Below are 20,097 nucleotides of genomic sequence, written 5' to 3'. Positions count from 1 at the left end.
CGCCGTCACGGCGACCGTCGTCTGGTCAGTGCACCCACCTCACCGGCAGGTTCTGCAGGCCGCGAAACGCCCAGCCGCCGATCCGCACTGGCTCATGGTCGGCAAGTTCGAGACGACTCGCCCTCGCGAACACCGTCGGCAGCGCGACGTCGGCAATCATCGCACGCGAGGCCCAGGCGCCGGCGCAGAAATGCGGGCCGGCGCCGAAGGCGACGCTCTTGGAGGTGTCGCGCCGCACGTCGAACTGGTCGGCGCGCTCAAAATGCTTCTCGTCGCGATTGGCGGAGCCGAACATCAGGAACACGCGCTCATCCAGCTCGAAAGAGACGTCACGGATGCTCCACGGTTTTGCGATGCGCCGCGGCGACATGCCGATCGGCGAAATCCAGCGGGCATATTCCTCGAACGCCTCGAGCCAGGTCACCTCACCCTTGCGCACGAGATCGAGTTGCTCAGGATGGCTCAGCAGCGCCCACACCGTGCCGGCGATCGCCTTGCGCGGCTCGTTCTGGCCGCCAGAGATCGCGAGTTTTACATTTGCGCGCACGCTCTCCATCGGCATGCCCGCAGCGAGGAGTACGCCGAGGATACTTTGATCGGGATGCTTGCGCATCAAAGGCAGAATGTCGTCGATCGCAGCATCAATCCCTGATGTCGCGGCATGACAGCGCGCCTCGACCGCGGGATCGCCGCCATAGTTCGCGATGCCCTCGATCATGCCTTGCGACCACGAATCCATGTCCTGGAAGCCGATATTGGTGAGGCCGGTGATCGACTTCAGGCATTCGCCGGAAAACGGCAGCGCGAAGTCGCGCATGAAATCGATCCGCCCCGGCTCGATCGCACCGATGATGCGGTCGGCATGGGCCTGGAACAGCGCGGTCCAGTGTGCCTTCACCGTCCTCGGCGACACCGTCGGAAACATCGCGCGCCGCTCGATTTGATGCGCCTCGCCGTCCTTGCGCATCATGTTGTGGCCCATCAGCCGGTTCATCAGGCCGGCGGGCTGGTGCGAGGAGAACACGTCGATCTGCTTCTCGGAGATCGAGATGTCGTCGCGGCTCGCAAGCAGCGTCGAGCCGAGCTGCGGCACGAAGGCGATCGGCGCTTCCTTGCGCATTTTTGCGAGCATCGGATAGGGGTCGGCCCAGAATGCGGCAGGGTCGATGTCGATGCGCGGCGCGGTGCTCAAGCGTTGCTCCCTTGTAATTTCCTCGATCCCTCAAGTTACCGTTTTCGGAGGCGTCTGTCTGTCCCCAGCGATTGGGACAAGCCGGCAAAGATTCAGCCAAGCATCGGGAAAGAATCGGGCCGCCGTAAGGACGGTCTGTATGGCCTGCGCCTACAGCTTCTCACGGCCGGGGATCGAGCCGCCATCCGCGAAGCCCACGCAAAGCATCTACCGATCGCGTCTAAGGGCCAGGGACGGACGCTGCCTGATCAAGCGAAAATCCACGATTTCGCAGAATCGTTTGGATCGTCTTGTCGTGCTGATTCAGCTTTGCGGCGGCAAGCACCTCCGCTGCAAACGCCTTTGGCGCGCTGGTCTTGGACGGGTGGTCCAACAAAGACCACCATGCCTTCATAAGAATCGGATCGATCACATCCCCAGTTAGTCGATTGCGCATTTCCCAGAACGCACCGCCCCAAATCTCGCCGGTAGTCCAGGGATCATCTTTCAAAGCCTTTGTCGTCTTGAACTTCAGCCTGTTGTCGAGGCAACGGAGATATGGCTGACCCGGGCGGATGATCTCAGCGGAAATTTCACCTACCCGTGGGTTGTTCAAGAAGCTTGCTGGAAAGTAGTCGGCAAGACCCGACTCGATCCCGGCGAAGTTTCCCGTCCATGGATTGTTGGTTTTGGACGTTAGAGCGTGATGGCTATATTCTCGCAAGGCCACAAAAACATCGCGGGCGATCCTGGAGTCAATTTCGAGCGTGTTGTTTTGGTACCGGGCATACTGCCCGGGCACCGCACCAATCTTGATCTTCGCCTGAACCAAGTCGGGCGGCGAACCAATCTTGTCGAGGTAAGCAATGTATGCCTCGAGTTTTCCCTGTAGCTCGGTTTGAATGTCGGCCGTCAGATCAGTTGTAGCCTCAAAGGCAAATCGTCCCGGCGATGGTAGCGACGGACCTTTGCCCGGCTGCCGACGATCAAGATATTCTCGAAGAGAGATTGCCTGGTCCTTCTCAACGACCAAGCCTGCTCCGAGCAAGAATTCCAAGTTCTTGGCCGCGGCTTCCGTGTCGCCGGTCTTGATCATTTCAAGAATGCGCGTGGACTCCGCCTTGCTTGTCTCAAGCTTTAGCTGGGTCCTCCCGTTGAAAAAGGTGACCAAGAGGTTTCCCAATGCAGCCAGAGCGGCGGCGCAAATCGCGACAAAGAGAGGATTGAACCATTTAGAGCTGACTTGCTCGCCTTCCCGAAGCGAAAGCTCCCGCTCCTTTAGAGCAAGCTCGCGCACCCGCATCTCACGTTCGTCGCGCCATTTTTCCTTGTCGAGTTCAAGCCGAAGGGCCTCAGTACTCGGCTCGTTCTTGGCTGCCTGTGCAAGGCTTTTGGAATTCGCAAGGGCAAGGACAAGCGCCGCGATTGGCAAAGCCGCCACCGCACCGGCTAGTTGCGTGACAAACTCGCGACGTCTCATGTCGGGACTCGCTCCTCTCAGGAGTTGACAATGCGCGCGTAGATCTGTCTGCGAAATGCCTCACATTCCGAGGGCCGTAAGCGAGGCATTTGAAACCTAAGTCTTCCAATTCAAATGCCGGCCTTACCCGTCACCCCTCGATAGGGCGGGGATGATACGATGCTATCCCAAGTCATCGAAGCGATAAACCGCTCGCTTTAGTCGATTCGCGATTCCCCGACGGCGGACATCGGCAAGCGCATGAGCGAACGTTCGTTAAGTGCCCGCAACTGACTTAAACGCGACGACTTGAATTGCCTCCTTGTCCTCGGTTGCAGACCGAGGACCGAGGACTGACTTACCGAGCTTCGGCGATCTTCGGTCCGGATGACAACATCTGCGCGTTAGCCGCCAGGGGCCGCTTCGACGGCGATGCCGGGTCCGGCAGCCGGAAAGCGGCGTCGGCCGGCGCTCCCTGGGAGGGCCTGCGGGCTGCGGTTGCCGGAAGCACGATCACTTTCGCTCCGATCTTCACCCGCTCGTAAAGGTCCGCGACGTCGTCATTGGTCAGCCGGATACAGCCGGACGAAACCTTCTTCCCGATCGTATCGGGATTGTTGGTGCCGTGAATGCGATATTCGGTCTCGCCGAGATACATCGCCCGGGCGCCGAGCGGATTGCCCGGACCGCCCGCCATGAACCGCGGCAGATAAGGCTGACGCGAGACCATTTCCACAGGCGGATGCCAATCCGGCCATTCTGCTTTGCGGGCCACAGTCTGCTCACCGGACCATGTGAAACCTTCGCGGCCAACACCGATGCCGTAGCGCATCGCCTGCCTGTCGTTCAGAACGAAATAGAGGAATGTGTTTCCGGTATCGATGATCACGGTGCCCGGCGCCTGACGGCTGGCGTAGTCAACCACCTGCCGGACAAGTGCTCCGGGAACGCCAGCGTCGGCTTTGGGTGGTTCGACCAGAGGGGCCGGGATCGGAGCCGGAACCGGAATCGCAGCCGGAGCTGGCGCTGATGCACGAACTGGAGTCGACACGTAAACCGGAGTTGACGACGCCTGGGCCTGTTGTGCTGACGGTTTTCGTATCGGTTGCACGTCCGCCGGGCTAGACAGCAAGCTATACCCCACGACGGCGACGGCCACGGCGCCAATTGCGACTCTCGCGGCCATGGGTATTGCGAGGGCCTCTGCCTTCTTACGTTTGGCCCGCTTACTCATGTCTTTCCCCAGGTCACCATGCCTGGAAGAGGTACCCGGCAAGATTTAAGAAACTTCGAAGCGATGTCGCTCAGAGGGGAACCGTTGGCGATGGTTAACGCCCAACTCTTGTTCGGCGACGTGAAAATTGGGCGTACCGCTTGATATTGAGGTTGCGATGCGGACGACGCGCTTCTCATCGCGGAACGAGTCGGGGTCTGAATCGCCGGGCGGAGCGAACGCGCTCCGCTCCTTCATTGACGGCGGCTTCGGACCACGAGCGGAAGTCGTTCAGGCGGACTTCCCGCATCTATCCGCCGCCATTCGGCCGTCGTCGCATACCTACAGGCTGTGCGACTCCGCGCGGTCAGTTTTCCGCTTTCTTGGCCTCGTTCAACGCACTAATGATTGCCTTGATGGTGCCTTCCGCAGCCGCGGCATTGTATCCGACATGGTAGCCATGGAAAACGTGGATTGGCTCGTGATCTTCGAAGCTGTGGTTCGCCCCCTTCCACAGCACCGTCTTCACGGGAATCGACCGCTTGCTCTCGGCCATCTGGCCGCAGAGGATGGGGCTGGTCGCCTCGTCCTTCTCTGCTAGGAAGAGATGGACCGGGGCGTAGAACTCGACGTTCTTCATCAAATAACAGGACGGCTGCATCGCGAAGCCGCCCGCGAACATGTGCTCGTGCAGGTCGCCGATCGCCCGGTTCATGATGATCAAGGTCGTGGTCGCACCGTTGCTGCGGCCAAGGACGTAGACCCGCTTGGGATCGGCGATCTTCTGTCCGATTAGCCAGTCCAGCGCCGCATACGCATCGTCAGCCCGGCGCCGCGCCCAAGTCAACTGGCTGGGATCCGAGCAGACGCCGTCGGGTCCCAATCCCCGGCTGCCGAAGCTGTCGAGCAGGAGAACACCATAGCCTGCTCCGACCAATCTGCCGCCGTAGTCACGCCCCCATTTCCTCTCGACCCGGCCGAACCCGTCGCAGCCGTGCAGCATGATCACGAAGGGGTCTGGTCCCTTGGCGCCCTGCGGCCGTATAATGTCCGCCGACAGTTCGCCCTCGGCCTTTACCTTACCCTTTTCCTCGACGGTGCCATCCATGAAGTTTTTCGACCTGCCGTCGATGTATTCGTTGCCGGGAATCCAAGGCAGGGACTGCGCTGAAGTATGCCAAGGTATCTTGACCATCTCAGCACGCGCAGATGAGAACGACAAAACAGCGACTATTGAGAGTATGATTTGCCTCATTGGAAATTGCACCTTTGCCCCCTTGATTCTGGTCAACACCATATCCGACTTGGGAAAGCGTAAGTATCCTTGAAGAGGATTCGCGCCGCGGATGTCGGCCTTGGGTCAAAAGGCGACGACCCCGGAGGGCCGGCTGCGCGTCGGCTTTGCTCTCGGAAGCAGATATCGCGGATCTAGAGTCCCCTTTAGTTCAGGTGGCCCGGCCCCGAGAGCAAGCCCAGCACGATCGCAAACAACTCGTTCTGCGAGGAGATGCCGAGCCGCTCATAGGCGCGCTTGCGGTAGGTCAGGGTCGAATGCAGGCTGATGCCCAGCGCTTGCGAGATCGCCTCGGAGCTGAAACCGAGCAGGATGCGGCGGCAGACGTCCTGCTCGCGCGGCGTCAGTGCGGAGAGGGGCGCGCGCGTTGCGAACAACGCGGCGAGGTTCTGGTCGGGCGTCGCGGTGGCCGCCTGCTGGAAATGACGCGCAACGCTGGCGCCGATCGCAGGCGCAATAACCTGGAGCCGCGCACGCTCGACGTCGCCAAAGCAGCCCTGGGCGGTGATGCGGTAGAAATTGACATAAAAGCAGGTGTCGCCGACCCAGATCGCCGTCGCATATTTGTCGACGATATCAGAGTCGTTGAAGAAGATTTTCCGGTAGCGCGCGCCATACATGCGCGGCGCGAACGACGGCAGCATGATCGGCGCGCTGCCCTCGCCTTCGAACAGCGCATCACGATTGGGATCGGATTCGTGGAACTGACCGGCATAGGCCGCGCCGAGATCGCTGCCGATCGGGATGTTGCCGGCGTCGAGCAGACAGCTCGCCGCGCCGGTGCGTGTCAGCGCGAACACCATGCAATGGCCGACGCCGGCCTGCCGGCGCAACGTGTCGATCAGGACATTCGGGAAATCAGGTCGGCCGATGGCGAGCACCGCCGGCGCGATGTCGTTCGCCGCTGGAGTTGAGGCCATGCCGTGGGGCCGCATTGGTTCCTCCGCAAAAGTTCTTTTGGCGGACGATATCAGCAGCCGGGTTTGACCGAAAGTCGGAGACGGCGGCTTATGCCGCTTCTGGGTCCCGGCTCTGCGCAGCAACGCTACGCGTTGCAGCGCGTCCGGGACACGAGAGTCTTGCTGGCCGATGCGGAAAAGGTCTCGTGCCCCGGACGCAGCGCAGCGTGACATAAGCGCGTTTACGCGCGTCTTCGACGCGCTATGGCGCTGCTAAGCCGGGGCCCATGCCGGATGCAGCGCCCCTACCCCGCGGCGGCCTTCGCCGGCGCGACGTTGATCGCGAGCTTGCCGTAGCGATCCGTAAACGCCTCGGTGTCGATCTCTTCCAGCTTGATCTCGCCGCTCATGACGCCCTGCTTCCACGCCGCCTGGGCCGGATCGTTCTGGAACTCCGGCATCACCTCGCGGCCGAACAGCTCGAGCGATTCGCAGATGTGCTCGTGGCTGTTCTTGCCGGCCTGGTTGAGCAGGATGACCTGGTCGATATGCGACGACTGGAAGCGCTTCAGCTTCCTGCGGATGGTCTCGGGCGAGCCGATCAGGCCGCCGCGCAGCGCCGCCTCCTGCGCTTCCGGATAGTCGCGCTTCCACTTGTTGTACTCGTCCCACATGTTGACGGTGTAGGGCGCGGGACGCTGGCGGTTCTGCGAGGCGCCGTAGAACCGCAGCGCGAACTGGAAGAAGGTGGCGCCGTCGGCGCGCGCACGCGCCTCCTCATCCGTCTTGGCGCACATGAAGAACGAGACCAGCGCCATGTTCGGGTTGATCTCGTAGTCGGCGAGCTTGTGCAATCGCTTGGTCATCGCGTTGTAATAGGCGTGCACCCAGGCGTGCGCCGCGTCGGCGCTGACGAACTGGAAGCCCAGCGCGCCAAAGCCGTGGCGGCCGGCGCGCTCGATGGTCGGCAGCTGCGAGCAGGCCATCCACAGCGGCGGGTGCGGCTTCTGCACCGGCTTCGGCACGACATTGCGCAAGGGAATGTCGAAATACTTGCCGTGGTGCTCGCTCCCCGCATCCTTGAACATCGGGAAGATCGCCTGCACCGCCTCCTCAAAGACCTCCTTCTTGGTCTCCATGTCGCGGCCGAACGGCGTCAGCTCGGTGATCGAGGCACTTTCGCCCATGCCGAATTCGCAGCGGCCGTTGGAGAGCAGGTCGAGCACCGCGACGCGCTCGGCGACGCGCGCCGGGTGGTTCGTCGTGAGCTGGAGGATGCCGTGGCCGAGCCTGATGTTCTTGGTGCGCTGGCTCGCGGCGGCGAGGAATGATTCCGGCGAGGGCGAGTGCGAGTACTCTTCGAGGAAGTGATGCTCGACGACCCAGGCGTGGTCGTAACCGAGCTTGTCGGCAAGTTCCATCTGCGAGAGCGCGTTCTGGTAGAGCTTCAGCTCGTCGCCGGCCACCCAGGGCCGTGGCAGCTGCAGCTCATAGAAGATGCCGAACTTCATGACGCCTCTCCCGCTTATTCTTGTTGCACTCATCTTAGTGAGCGGGGAGGCGCTGTCTATGGAGCCGCAATTCCGCCGTGCGGGAGAATGACCCGACACTTCGCGTTATGGCACGGCGGGGCCTGTGACCGCGGCGGCAGGCGCCGCTTCGCGCCGTGCGCGGCGGCCATTCAGGAGCGCACCGATGAAGGTGAAGCGCACCAGCAGATGATAGCTCGCCAACATCGGGAGAATCGCGACGACGAGAATGATGGCGAACTTGACCGGCCCGGGCCAGTCGAGCTGCGACAGCGCGACCTGCAGCGCCATCACGATCGGCATGTGGATCAGATAGAGCCAGTAGGAGGCATCGGCGAGGTAGCGCCGGGTCGGGCTGAGGCCGGACATGAAGCGGAGCGCGAGGCCGAGGACAGCGAAGGTCGAGATCCATATCGCCGGCGCATATAGGATGGCGGAGACAAGCCTGAGCGTGGCGAAACTAACCGGCAATTTCGGCGCACCCGGCACGGACATCATCACCCCGACAAGCACGAAACTGATCAGAATGAGGCCGAGCGCCGGCAAGAGATTCCACAGCCAGCGTCGCTCCAAAATCCGCAGTAGATCGGTCTGCCGATGCAGCAACCAACCGAAGCCGAAGGCAGTGCCGAAGCCGACCCACGCCTGGAGGTTCGTGACGAGCGATTGATCCGGCGTCCTCACGCCCATCACATTGATCCATCTTTGATCGAGGCAGAAAGCGATGCCGATCGGGATCGCCAGAACCAGGGGCGCCAGCGGATTTTGCATAATCTGCGCAAAGAGGCGGTCGACAACCGTTCGCAGCGTGCCTGATACATCGAGCCAGACAATTGCGCCGCGCAGCAGGAGCATGGCGACATATAGCTCCAGCAGCACATAGAGAAACCAGAGATGGGTCAGCGGGAAATTCGGCAGCACCGGCGGCCAGCGAGGTGCGCCGGGGATCGGGCCGCCGTTCGGAAAGCCCGCGGCCCATATGACCACCAGGGCCATCGGCGTAAACACGATCGGCCAGCCGACCACTAGCGGCAGTCCGATCCTCTGCAACCTGTCCGTGACGAAGCCCCAGATTCCCCGGCGATGAAAGCTCATGCGAGCGAAGAAACCCGCCATCAGGAAGAAGGTCGTCATCCGGAAGACGTGGATGACGAAGAACAGCAGGCCCAGGGCCAGGCTTTGATGGGTATCCTGTATGATCCAGATCCTGGTCGGGGCCGGCACGAACGACAGGGTTGCGTGCAGGACGATGCCGAGCAGCAGGGCAAAACCCCTGACCGCGTCGAGCGCGTGCAACCGTTCCGATGCGGGGGCGATGGCGGTCGATCGGGACATGGACGGACTCGGCTTGCTGGTGAAAGGCTTGTTTCCGGCAATCTGCCCGATCATGTCAGGGCTCTCTTGCCCAATCCCATAATCGGCTAGCCGATTTCTCGGCGCGGCTGGCCGATTTTGAAATGGCGGTCGGCATCCGGCGCCGTTTGCGGCCGGATCAGCGCCTCGCGCCGGAATTCGGTCGGAGTTACGCCGGTTTCGGCCTTGAAGGCGCGATTGAAAGGCCCGATCGACTGGAAGCCTGCATCCATGGCGATGGTCAGCACCGGCACCTCCCGTTGCGTCACATCGGACAGCGCCAGCTTGGCATCCTCGATGCGATAGTGATTGAGGAACGCGTTGAAGTTGCGATAACCCAGCCCTTCGTTGATGGCCTGGCGAAGTCGGTGCTCGGGAACATCGAGCCGCGCCGCGAGCGCGCCGATCGCAAGACCTTCCTGCCGGTAGATTCGCTCCACGGTCATCAGATGGTCGAGGCGCCGCAACAGAACGGGGTCGGCCGTGCCCCGCCCTGTGGGTGCACGATCGGTCACCGGTCGCCCGGCCGTGTCGCCGGGTCTGATCGCCGCCGCGGCATCATTGACGGTGACAATCGCCCGCAGGTCCAAAACGCCGAGGCCGGCGAGCATCGCCAACACGAACAGGCTGATCGCGGTCGGAAGACTGCCGGGCTCGCCGGGAACCGCGACGGGGACCGCGGCGACGCCCGCTCCGGCCACGACCCCGATGAACACGACATTGATCGCGAGCACAGCCAGCCGCAGCCGGCGCCGCCGCGCGACCAGATCGACACGCCAAGTCTTGACCGTCTGGACCGCGGCCGCGAGCGCCAGCAGCACGGCCACGGCCGACAGGACTTTGCTGCCACCCCTGGCCAAGTTGGGCCAGGTCGTCCAGCCAAGCGACACCGCAAATCCGACGGCCAAGATGGTCAGCCACAGGACGCCATGCCGTCGCCGGAGCACGAAATCGTCGTCGAACGACGCGCGCGCCCACAACCAGAAGACGGCGGGCAGCGAGGACAGGATCGGCAACGTCCACCACAATGACGATTTGGGAAAGACCGGCGCGGTGACGATCGCATAGAACGCACCGCCGGCGGCCATGGCCGTGCCCAGCAAGGCCAGCTGATTGGTGGCACGACGCTGCAGCACCATGAGAACGATCATCAGGAACACGCCGCTCGCCGCGCCGCGAAGCCCGAGATCGATGGCCGTGAGCCCCATCGCGTTCACAATCCGCGTTTCCCCGTTCGAGATCAGACTCTCGCACCGCCCTTGCGCGGGCACAATCCAAAATTGCGGCGGTGGTCCCGGCCCGCCAATCTCCCCGCGGTGACCGACGAGATCGCGAAGCAAATCACGTTTAGCAAATTCAGGACGTTGCCCGGTTCAGAGCGGCAACAGCCAGGGCACGAGCAAGGTGCAGACGATCAAGACGACCCGGGAAAACGGTACGCCGATGCGCACAAAGTCACCGAACGTGTAATGTCCGGGGGCGACCACCAACGTCTTAACCGGCGACGACACAGGCGTCATGAAAGCAGTCGAAGCAGCCAGGCCCACCGTCATTGCAAACGGATACGGCGAGGCATGCATTTCCTTCGCGACAGCGATAGCGACGGGGGCCATCAATACTGCCGTCGCGGTATTCGAGATAAACATCCCAAGCAGCGCCGTCATGGCAAAGAGCGTGGCGAGCATGACGTGATGGCCGGCACCGCTGGTGATGGCTCTTAGCCCATCAGCCGCAAGTTCAACCCCGCCGGTTCTCTCCAGGGCGACTGAAAACGGCAACATTCCAACAATGAGGACAATGGTCTTCCAGTCGACCGAACGGTAAGCGCTGGTAATGTCGATACAGCCCAGTGCGCTCATCAGCATGCATTCGATCAGGGCGGCCTGCACATTCGGGATCAGGCCGCTGACCATCAAACGACGGGCGCCAGGCAAATCACCGCCTGCGGCGCCTTGCCCGGCACCTGGAGAACCTGCTTGGACTCGGCGGGGCAGGCTGATGGTGACCAAATCTGCGGCTGCGTTCCACGGCCACAATGCTTGCTCCGGCCGAGCCGCGAAGGTCCGGGGCTTCAATGGTCATGCCGGCGAGAGACGATTGTTCCGTCACGCGCAGCCGTTATTCGCGGTCCGCGAGTTTGTACTCATCGATCCAGACCGAGAGGTTCGGGTTGCCGGCGTTAGCACAATGTTCGGATCGCTGAAATCTGCCAATGCTTCGCTCATGGTGAGGACACCGGTGAAGGGGAGCGCAAGGAGCATGATCAGTGCGACCACATCCAGGCGCGGCCTGTTGATCGCGAACATCAGGATCGCAGCCCCGAGAAGGACCAAGACAATCGTCGGATCAAACATGGATGCCTGCCATGGAAGTCGCCGACTTCAATTCAAATGATGATGACAAGACGGGCGAGGGATCAGGGACACACCGACTGGCCGCCAACCCGCGCTTGCCGTGATCGACCGTGGACTACGATCATGGCGATGCTGGAATTGATATGACTTGCACCGAGACGTTCATCCGGCTGAATGCATCCGCCGGACCATCCCACGTCCCGGAAAGCGGAGAGGCCCTTTCCTGTTCGCGCGTCACGGCGACGGGTATGTGTTCACTGCCGACGATCTTGTTGTTGGTGGGATCATAGCCGCGCCACCCGGCTCCGGGGATATAGATCTCGGTCCAGGCGTGCGTGGCGCCGTGTTGTCCCTCGGCCATCTGGATGTAGCCGGTGACAAAGCGCGCACCAAATCCCCAGTAGCGGGCAGCTTCCATCATGAACACCGCATAGTCGCGACAGGTCCCGCTGCCGAGCCGCAGCGTTTCGTTGGGTGATTGAACCCCGAGAGCCTCGCGGGAAACGTATTTGAACGATCGGTAGATGTGAGTATTCAAATTGTTCAGAAGGTCCAGCGTGCCGATCAACTGACCGGGTTTGTAGAGATCGCGCAACCATTCGAGCAGGGCGGTGGCGTCGTAGAGATAGCTCGGGAGACGATACACCGTCAGCTCAAGCTGCTCCTCCGGGGGATATTGGAAGGGAAATGAACTGGCGAATGGCGCAATCCGCCATTCAATGGGGTCGTCGTGGTAAAGGTCGACGTCGACCTCGCTTGCGATCCTGAGCGTGTCGGATAATTCCAAAAAGGTCACGACTGCGATGGCATTGTCGTAATTGTCGCGCAACCAGCGAACTTCCGCGTTCGGCTCGATATCGATCGACCCTCTCACGATGTGGACGTCATGTCCCTCGCGAGGCCGCATCATGGCTCGATGAGTGCCGAAGGTGACCGGCTGATTGTAAAAATATTCGGTCTTATGAATGATTCGGATTCGCCTCATATGTAGCTCCCGCCACGTAGCAGCGATGGATGTTGCGGCGCCCGCTACCACTGGTAGTAGGTCGCGGGCATTTCCGAGGCAAGAGAAGATGTATGCGGCCTGACCCCCGAGCCGCAAAGCATCTTCGCTTTTGGGTAACGATCGTTGCCGCTTGCTTCTCTCGCGCGCACGGAGCGCCGCGGCTCGGTCCGTTGGCCGCGCCGCGACATCCGGTCAAGTCGACGGGTTGATCCAGATCAACGCGGCAGCGGCCCTGCTGCATCTAAAGTGCAGTAAGGCAACGGCCCGGATGCCGTCCCGATTCCAGCACCATTTCAGAGAGACCGAATATGTCGGCCCCTGACGACACGACTTCGCGCGTGCGCCGTAAGCGCATGGAGATTTTCGCTTTCCTGTTCCTGACCGCGGTCGTGATGCCCGTCCTCGCGGTCGGAACGGTCGGCTCATACGGGCTCGGCGTCTGGATCTACCAGATGTTCGCCGGCCCTCCCGGCCCGCCACCCTCCCCGCATTGACCTCCGAACAGCGAAAGACAGGCATCATGGCCCAATCCACACTCAACCGCCGCGCATTGATCACCGGCCGGGTGCTCACCGCCGACCGCGTCGTCGCGCCGCCAGGTTGCGAGATCGCCAGCATCATCGTGCAGGCCCGCCCCGAGCGCCTGCACGAACTGGAAGCCGAGATCGCAGCACTTCCCGGCTGCGAAATTCACGGACGAGACCCGCGCGGAAAACTCGTCGTCGTGACCGAAGCGCCGGATGCCGGCAGCCTCGGCACCCTGCTCAACACCATCCAGTCGCTGCCCAACGTCTATTCCGCGGCGCTGGTCTTCCACGCCATCGAAACCGCCTAACGGCCGGGAGAGCCATCATGACATCGCCAAAGCTCGACCGCCGCCAGATGCTGAAGCTCGAGGCCGCCGCGATTGCGGCTGCCGCAGCAGGCATGCCGGCACCGGCGCTCGCCGCCAATCTCGTCTCCGAGCGCGACAACAGCGAATTGAAATGGGACAAGGCCGCCTGCCGCTTCTGCGGCACCGGCTGCTCCGTGATGGTCGCGACCAAGGACAACCGCGTCGTCGCCACCCATGGCGACATCAAGGCCGAGGTCAATCGCGGCCTCAATTGCGTCAAGGGCTATTTCCTTTCCAAGATCATGTACGGCCACGACCGGCTGACGCAGCCGATGCTGCGCAAGACCGGCGGCAAGTACGACAAGAACGGCGAGTTCACGCCAATCAGCTGGACCGAAGCCTTCGACATCATGGAGGTGAAGTGGAAGGAAACGCTGAAGAAGCGCGGGCCCAACGGTCTCGCCATGTTCGGCTCCGGCCAGTGGACGATCTGGGAAGGTTACGCCGCCTCGAAGCTCTACAAGGCCGGCTTCCGCACCAACAACATCGACCCCAACGCGCGGCACTGCATGGCCTCTGCCGTCGCCGGCATGATGCGCACCTTCGGCATCGACGAGCCGGCCGGCTGCTATGACGACATCGAGGCGACCGACGCCTTCGTGCTGTGGGGCTCCAACATGGCGGAGATGCATCCCATTTTGTGGACGCGCCTCGCCGACCGCCGGCTGTCCGCGCCGCATGTCCGCGTCGCCGTGCTGTCCACCTTTGAGCACCGCTCGTTCGACCTCGCCGACATCGGCATGGTGTTCAAGCCGCAGACCGATCTCTACATCCTCAACGCCATCGCCAACCACATCATCAAGACCGGACGCGTCAACAAGGATTTCGTCGCTGCGCATACGATCTTCCGGCGCGGGCAGACCGACATTGGCTATGGATTGCGGCCCGAGCATCCGCTGCAGAAAAAAGCAACCGGTGCGGCCAAGGCCAACGACTCCACCGACATGAGCTATGACGAATTCGTAAAATTCGTCTCGGACTACACGCTGGAGAAAGCTGCCGAGATGTCCGGCGTGCCGATGAACCGGCTCGAAGCGCTCGCCGAGCTCTATGCCGATCCCAAGACAAAGGTGGTCTCGTTCTGGACCATGGGCTTCAACCAGCACACCCGCGGTGTCTGGTGCAACAACCTCGTCTACAACATCCATCTCCTGACCGGAAAGATCTCCTCGCCCGGCAACAGCCCGTTCTCGCTCACCGGCCAGCCTTCGGCCTGCGGCACCGCGCGCGAGGTCGGCACCTTCTCGCACCGCCTGCCCGCCGACATGGTCGTCACCAACAAGGAGCATCGCGACAAGGCCGAGCATCTCTGGCTGCTGCCGGAAGGCACCATTCCCGACAAGAACGGCGCCCACGCCGTGCTGCAGAGCCGGATGCTGAAGGACGGCCTGATCAACGCCTATTGGGTGCAGGTCAACAACAACCTCCAGGCCGGTCCCAACGCCAACGAGGAGACCTATCCGGGCTTCCGCAACCCCGACAATTTCATCGTGGTCTCGGACGCCTATCCGTCGGTGACGGCGCTGGCCGCCGACCTGATCCTGCCGACCGCAATGTGGGTGGAGAAGGAAGGCGCCTACGGCAATGCCGAGCGGCGCACGCAGTTCTGGCACCAGCTCGTCAACGCGCCCGGCGAGGCCAAGTCCGATCTCTGGCAGCTGATGGAGTTCTCCAAGCGCTTCAAGATCGAGGAAGTCTGGCCGGAGGAGTTGATCGCCAAGAAGCCGGAGGTTCGCGGCAAGACGCTGTTCGACGTGCTCTACAAGAATGGCCAGGTCGACAAGTTTCCGACCTCGGAGATAGAGGAAGGCTACGCCAACACGGAATCCAAGGCGTTCGGCTTCTACGTGCAGAAGGGGCTCTTTGAAGAGTACGCCTCGTTCGGCCGCGGCCACGGTCACGACCTCGCGCCGTTCGAGGCCTATCACCGCGAGCGCGGCCTGCGCTGGCCCGTCGTCAACGGCCAGGAAACCAAATGGCGTTTCCGCGAGGGCAGCGATCCCTACGTCAAGCAGGGCACCGACGTGCAGTTCTACGGCTATCCCGACGGCAGGGCGCGCATCTTCGCCCTGCCCTACGAGCCGCCGGCGGAATCACCCGACAACGAATATCCGTTCTGGCTCTCGACTGGCCGCGTGCTGGAGCACTGGCATTCCGGCACCATGACGCGCCGCGTGCCCGAGCTCTACAAGGCGTTCCCCGAGGCCGTCTGCTTCATGCATCCCGACGATGCGTCGGAAGCAAAACTCCGGCGCGGCGACGAGGTGAAGGTGGAATCCCGCCGCGGTTTCATCCGCGCCCGCGTCGAGACGCGCGGCCGCGACCGGCCGCCGCGTGGCCTCGTGTTCGTGCCGTGGTTCGACGAATCCAAGATGATCAACAAGGTGACGCTGGACGCCACCGATCCGATCTCGCTGCAGACCGACTACAAGAAATGCGCCGTGCGCATCGAGCGGGTGAACCTGTCATGATGAAACGATTTGGCATAGCCCTGCTCGCGGTCGCGATCGCCGCGGGCGCGAGCTCTCTCACCGCGCAGACGGTGACGTCAGGCCTGCGGGGCCCGGCCCCCCTCAATGACGAGGGCGCGGCGCCACCGATGCTGCCGAACCGCAATACGTCCGAGAGAGAGGTGCGCAACTACCCGGAGCAGCCGCCGGTGATCCCGCACACCATCGACGGCTACCAGATCGACCTCAACGGCAACAAATGCCTGTCCTGCCATGCGCGGGCACGCATCGCGGAATCGCAGGCGCCGATGGTTTCGATCACGCATTTCATGGACCGCGACGGCCAGTTCCTGGCCTCGATCTCGCCGCGGCGCTTCTTCTGCACGGAATGCCACGTGCCGCAGAACACCGCGACGCCGCCGGTGAGCAACGATTTCATCGACATCGACACGCTGCTCTCGCGCGCCAGCCCCGGTGGCCGCCGATGACGACGGCTGCTGACGAGCCCAAGGGAAAGGTGGAAGCCAAGCGTAGCTTTATCCTGCGCTGCTGGGACTTCGCGCGCGAGCTCTGGCAGGTGCTGATCCGGCCGAGCTCGGTGTTCGGGCTCGGCGTGCTGGTGCTCGCGGGCTTTGCGGCGGGCGTGATCTTCTGGGGCGGTTTCAACACCGCGCTGGAGCTGACCAACACCGAAAAATTCTGCACCGGCTGTCACGAGATGCGCGAAAACGTCTTCGCCGAGCTGAAGTCGACCATCCACTTCACCAACCGCTCCGGCGTGCGCGCGACCTGCCCGGACTGCCACGTCCCGCACAACTGGACCGACAAGATCGCGCGCAAGATGCAGGCCTCCAAGGAGGTCTGGGGCAAGATCTTCGGCACGATCGACACCCGCGAGAAATTCTTGGACCACCGGCTCGAGCTCGCCGCACACGAATGGGCGCGTTTCAAGGCCAACGATTCCCTGGAGTGCCGCAACTGCCACAGCGCCGATTCCATGGACATCACGAAACAGTCGCCACGGGCCTCGGTGGCGCACCAGCGCTTCCTGTTCACGAAGGAAAAGACCTGCATCGACTGCCACAAGGGCATCGCCCACCACCTGCCCGACATGCGCGGCGTTCCCGGCTGGCAATAGGGGCGGCTGGGCCGCTTGAACCCTTGGGCCGAATGGTTAGTTTCGAGGGATGGCGAATCGCCTCGATTCTGCCCTTCCTCAAGACAGACATGGCCACTTTCACCCCGCATCAGGATGCCGCGCTCAAAGCCGTTGCCGACTGGCTCAAGGCAAAACCCGGCCGCAACGGCACGCCGCCGGTGTTCCGCCTGTTTGGCTTTGCCGGCACCGGCAAGACCACGCTGGCGCGGCACATCGCCGAAGGCGTCGACGGCGAGGTGAAGTTCGCCGCCTTCACCGGCAAGGCCGCGCTGGTCATGCGCAACAAGGGTTGCGACGAGGCCTCCACCATCCACTCGCTGATCTACCGCGCCCGCGAATCCGGCGAGGAGCAGCCGAGCTTCGAGCTGTGGGACGACGCGCCGGCCTCCAAGGCCAAGCTGATCGTGATCGACGAATGCTCGATGGTCGATGCCGAGTTGGGCCGCGACCTGATGTCGTTCGATTGCCCGCTGCTGGTGCTCGGCGATCCCGCGCAGCTGCCGCCGATCCAGGGTGGCGGCTTCTTCACCAACACCGAGCCCGACGCGATGCTGACCGAAGTGCATCGCCAGGCCCAGGACGATCCGATCGTGCGGATGTCGATGGATGTCCGCGAGGGCCGCGAGCTCGATATCGGCCGTTACGGCGAGAGCGAGGTGGTGTCGCGGAAAGAGCTCGATCCGGACCGCGTCATGGGCGCCGACCAGGTGCTTGTCGGCCGCAACAACACGCGCCGCGCCTACAACATGCGGGTGCGCCAGCGCCAGAACATCGAGGATGTCTTCCCGGTCGCCGGCGACAAGCTGGTGTGCCTGCGCAACAACCGCAAGAAGGGCCTGTTCAACGGCGGCCTGTGGCGCGTGAAATCACGCAACACCTCGCGCTCGAAATCCCGCATCCTCAGCATGCGGCTGTCGCCGGATGAAGACTTCGGTCACAAGGTGACAAAGGTCTCGGTGCGCGCCGATTGCTTCGAGGGCGGCGTCGAGGCGATCGCCTGGGAGCAGCGCAAGCCGTATGACGAGTTCGACTACGGCTACGTGCTGACCGTGCACAAATCGCAGGGCTCGCAATGGGACGACGTCGTGCTGTTCGACGAGAGCTTCGCGTTCCAGGATAGCCGGGCGCGGTGGCTGTACACGGGGATTACGCGGGCGGCGAAGCGGTTGAGTATCGTTGTGTGACGCTGCCGTAGGGTGGGCAAAGGCGCAACGCGCCGTGCCCACCATCTCTCCACACATTCAATAAGAATGGTGGACACGCTTCCGCCTTCGCTCTTCGAGCTACGGCGGACAAGTCGCTTTGCCCACCCTACGGCACTGTTGTAGCCCGGATGGAGCGAAGCGTAATCCGGGGGTCGGGTCCGCGCTCGCGATTCCCGGATTTCGCTGCGCTCCATCCGGGCTACGGTCTCTGCAACCCCTCACTTCCCCGCCACGAAATAAAAATCCTCGCGTCCCGGCGGCGAGCCGTATGAAAACGGCTGCTGCTCGTGCTTGGTGGCGGACCAGACGTCATCGCGGACGATGTCGAACAGTTTCCGGATCTCGACCTTCGGCACCTTGATCTCGCGGGCGAGCGCGGTGGCGAAGGGGCTGTCGGCGCCGCCATCGCCGTCCAGCGCAGTCTCGCCGTGCTTGGCGGCGTAGACCACCATGAAGCCGGCGCCGGGCTCGATGTTGGAAAAGCCCTTGTCCACCAGCTTGAGCGACAGCGTGCGCTGCATGGCCGGCGCAAAGGGATTGTCGCGGCAGGCATCCAGCATCACCAGACGCACTTTTCTCGCGGCGCCCACCGCTGCGATCACCTGCTCCAGCGCGACCGCCTGGGTCTCGGCGTCCCTGTCGGCGGCAAGTTTGGCGTCCACAGGGACGAGATAGTTCACGCCGCCGATCTCGAAACCGTGGCCGGCGTAATAGACCACCGCCCAATCCGCATTCTCCGCCTCAGTGGCAAACGTCTGCAGCGCTTCGAAGAACTTGTCGCGGGAGAGGTCGCTGACGGAGATCACGGTCTGGAAGCCGACATCGCGCAGCACGTTTGCAATCATTTTCGCGTCGCGCGGCGGATTGGGCAGGGCGTGGACGTTCTTGTAGGCGCCGTTGCCGATCACGAGCGCCACGCGGCGCCCGGTGGACCCGGCCGGCGCCTGCGGCGTCAGTGCGGCCAAGCGCTCCTGCGCGATGGCGCGGGCGCGCGCGACGTCGGGCTCGTCGAACCTCGTCAGCGAATAGGCCGCCGCGCGGTAGTCGGCGCGGGCCTGGGCGAGATCTTTCCTGCGCTCGTAGATCTGGCCGCGGCCGGAATGGGCGCGCACACTGTTCGGATTGAGCTGGATGACCGTGTTGTAGTCCTTCAGCGCGGCGTCGAGGTCGCCCTTCATCACGTTGACCTCGGCGCGATTGTTGATCGCGAAGGTATTCCTGGGCTGCTTCTGGATCAGGCCGTCGCAGTCGGCGAACGCCTGGTCGTACTTGCCCATCATGCCGTAGGTGATGCAGCGGTTGCCGGCGATCTGCGGCGCGGCCGGGTCGATCTTCTCGGCTGCCGCAAAGTCGGCAATCGCGCCGTCGAAATCCTTGTTCAGCGTGCGCATGCGGGCCCGATTGGTCCAGCCGAGCAGGAACGTGGGCGTGTATTTGATTGACAGGTTGAAGTCGTCGAGCGCGCTTTGCAGCGCGCCCCGGCGCAGATGGATGGTGCCGCGATTGTTGTAGGCATAGCCGAAATTCGCGCGCTTCTGGATGGCGAGATTGTAGTCGACCATGGCGAGATCGTCCTCGCCCTTGCGCTCATGGGAGAGCCCGCGCAGGTTGATGGCGCCGACATTGTCCGGATCGAGATCGATGGCGGACGACAGCGCCTCGATGGCGCGGTCATAGTCGCGCTTGTTGATCAGCGCATTGCCACGCACGACGAGCGCGAGCGACTTGTCCTTGCCGCCGAGCTTATCGGCCTTCAACAGATTGTCGCAGGCCGTCGCGCGGGCCTGGGCCTCCGCCTGGCGGTCGCGACAGGTGGCGAGGTCCTCGCCGGCTTGCGGCTCGGCCGCGGCGATCGCGGCATTTGAGATCAGGATGGCGAGGGTCAGGGGAATGACACGCAGCATGTTGTCAGGTCAGCTCCAGCCACCACATGATTGAGTCGAGCGCGATCGCGCGCGTTCATCTAGCCCGGAGTTCCCGGCCTCGCCAAGCCGCGCCGTCTGAGGCTATTTTTCACAGACTCGTGTCCGTTTCCCCGTAACAATCGCCGTCTGCGCCCGTATCTCAGATGTCCGAAAACGCGGCCAAACAGGCTGTTCGCCCGTCCCCG

At 62.8% G+C, this 20,097-nt stretch carries 18 protein-coding genes; 6 read left to right on the top strand and 12 right to left on the bottom strand.

The features are described 5' to 3' along the window. Positions 1-25 precede the first annotated feature (25 nt). From AB7531_RS07395 to AB7531_RS07345, 11 genes are all read right to left on the bottom strand, one after another. The gene (locus AB7531_RS07395) at positions 26-1,192 is read right to left on the bottom strand and encodes a cytochrome P450 (protein ID WP_063981193.1); all 1,167 of its coding nucleotides are present in this window, start codon (positions 1,190-1,192) and stop codon (positions 26-28) included. Between the two features lie 220 nt (positions 1,193-1,412). After that, positions 1,413-2,651 carry a hypothetical protein gene (locus AB7531_RS07390; RefSeq protein ID WP_063981192.1) on the bottom strand — a complete coding sequence of 413 codons (1,239 nt, stop codon included), beginning with the start codon at positions 2,649-2,651 and terminating at the stop codon, positions 1,413-1,415. A 337-nt stretch (positions 2,652-2,988) separates the two neighbouring features. Beyond that, positions 2,989-3,864: a L,D-transpeptidase gene (locus tag AB7531_RS07385; RefSeq protein ID WP_063981191.1), complete on the bottom strand. Its 876-nt coding sequence runs from the start codon at positions 3,862-3,864 to the stop codon at positions 2,989-2,991. A 346-nt stretch (positions 3,865-4,210) separates the two neighbouring features. Further along, positions 4,211-5,134 (bottom strand): dienelactone hydrolase family protein, encoded by a 924-nt coding sequence (locus AB7531_RS07380; RefSeq protein ID WP_187387926.1) that lies wholly within the window; start codon positions 5,132-5,134, stop codon positions 4,211-4,213. Between the two features lie 149 nt (positions 5,135-5,283). Next, positions 5,284-6,072, bottom strand: coding sequence for a helix-turn-helix transcriptional regulator (locus tag AB7531_RS07375; RefSeq protein ID WP_063981189.1), 789 nt, complete (start codon positions 6,070-6,072; stop codon positions 5,284-5,286). A 269-nt stretch (positions 6,073-6,341) separates the two neighbouring features. Beyond that, the gene (locus tag AB7531_RS07370) at positions 6,342-7,547 is read right to left on the bottom strand and encodes an LLM class flavin-dependent oxidoreductase (RefSeq protein WP_063981188.1); all 1,206 of its coding nucleotides are present in this window, start codon (positions 7,545-7,547) and stop codon (positions 6,342-6,344) included. A 105-nt stretch (positions 7,548-7,652) separates the two neighbouring features. Next, positions 7,653-8,900: an acyltransferase family protein gene (locus AB7531_RS07365; RefSeq protein ID WP_063986100.1), complete on the bottom strand. Its 1,248-nt coding sequence runs from the start codon at positions 8,898-8,900 to the stop codon at positions 7,653-7,655. Positions 8,901-8,986: 86 nt separating this feature from the next. Then, on the bottom strand, positions 8,987-10,126 hold the full coding sequence (locus AB7531_RS07360) for an AraC family transcriptional regulator (RefSeq protein ID WP_187387925.1): 1,140 nt from the start codon (positions 10,124-10,126) through the stop codon (positions 8,987-8,989). Positions 10,127-10,291: 165 nt separating this feature from the next. Continuing rightward, entirely contained in the window at positions 10,292-10,927 is a 636-nt protein-coding gene (locus tag AB7531_RS07355) for an SLC13 family permease (RefSeq protein ID WP_245328539.1), read from the bottom strand. A 96-nt stretch (positions 10,928-11,023) separates the two neighbouring features. Continuing rightward, a complete protein-coding gene (locus AB7531_RS07350) occupies positions 11,024-11,272 on the bottom strand; it encodes a hypothetical protein (protein WP_063981185.1) in 249 nt (82 codons plus the stop codon). A gap of 121 nt (positions 11,273-11,393) precedes the next feature. Beyond that, the gene (locus AB7531_RS07345; protein ID WP_063981184.1) at positions 11,394-12,257 is read right to left on the bottom strand and encodes a transglutaminase family protein; all 864 of its coding nucleotides are present in this window, start codon (positions 12,255-12,257) and stop codon (positions 11,394-11,396) included. A gap of 329 nt (positions 12,258-12,586) precedes the next feature. Here AB7531_RS07345 and napE point away from each other — a divergent pair, with 329 nt between their 5' ends. The 6 genes from napE to AB7531_RS07315 all read left to right on the top strand — a co-directional run bounded on the left by napE (position 12,587) and on the right by AB7531_RS07315 (position 17,966). Continuing rightward, positions 12,587-12,772, top strand: coding sequence for a periplasmic nitrate reductase, NapE protein (napE, locus tag AB7531_RS07340; RefSeq protein WP_027532529.1), 186 nt, complete (start codon positions 12,587-12,589; stop codon positions 12,770-12,772). Positions 12,773-12,798: 26 nt separating this feature from the next. Then, positions 12,799-13,113, top strand: coding sequence for a chaperone NapD (locus AB7531_RS07335; RefSeq protein WP_441279923.1), 315 nt, complete (start codon positions 12,799-12,801; stop codon positions 13,111-13,113). Positions 13,114-13,130: 17 nt separating this feature from the next. Further along, positions 13,131-15,644, top strand: coding sequence for a nitrate reductase catalytic subunit NapA (napA, locus tag AB7531_RS07330; RefSeq protein WP_063981181.1), 2,514 nt, complete (start codon positions 13,131-13,133; stop codon positions 15,642-15,644). After that, positions 15,641-16,111 carry a nitrate reductase cytochrome c-type subunit gene (locus tag AB7531_RS07325; protein ID WP_028151035.1) on the top strand — a complete coding sequence of 157 codons (471 nt, stop codon included), beginning with the start codon at positions 15,641-15,643 and terminating at the stop codon, positions 16,109-16,111. Before napA ends, AB7531_RS07325 begins: the two co-directional genes overlap by 4 nt. Continuing rightward, positions 16,108-16,761 (top strand): NapC/NirT family cytochrome c, encoded by a 654-nt coding sequence (locus tag AB7531_RS07320; RefSeq protein ID WP_063981180.1) that lies wholly within the window; start codon positions 16,108-16,110, stop codon positions 16,759-16,761. Before AB7531_RS07325 ends, AB7531_RS07320 begins: the two co-directional genes overlap by 4 nt. An 89-nt stretch (positions 16,762-16,850) precedes the next feature. Then, positions 16,851-17,966 (top strand): ATP-dependent DNA helicase, encoded by a 1,116-nt coding sequence (locus tag AB7531_RS07315; RefSeq protein WP_063981179.1) that lies wholly within the window; start codon positions 16,851-16,853, stop codon positions 17,964-17,966. A 239-nt stretch (positions 17,967-18,205) separates the two neighbouring features. Here the strand turns inward: AB7531_RS07315 and AB7531_RS07310 are convergent, their stop codons facing one another. Continuing rightward, positions 18,206-19,891 (bottom strand): caspase family protein, encoded by a 1,686-nt coding sequence (locus tag AB7531_RS07310; protein ID WP_063981178.1) that lies wholly within the window; start codon positions 19,889-19,891, stop codon positions 18,206-18,208. Between the last annotated feature and the right edge of the window lie 206 nt (positions 19,892-20,097).

Origin of the sequence: Bradyrhizobium sp. 63_E2_N1_3 (genome assembly GCF_052076005.1) — a bacterium.
Lineage (GTDB): Bacteria > Pseudomonadota > Alphaproteobacteria > Rhizobiales > Xanthobacteraceae > Bradyrhizobium > Bradyrhizobium barranii.
This window is presented reverse-complemented; position numbering and strand designations above follow the sequence as displayed.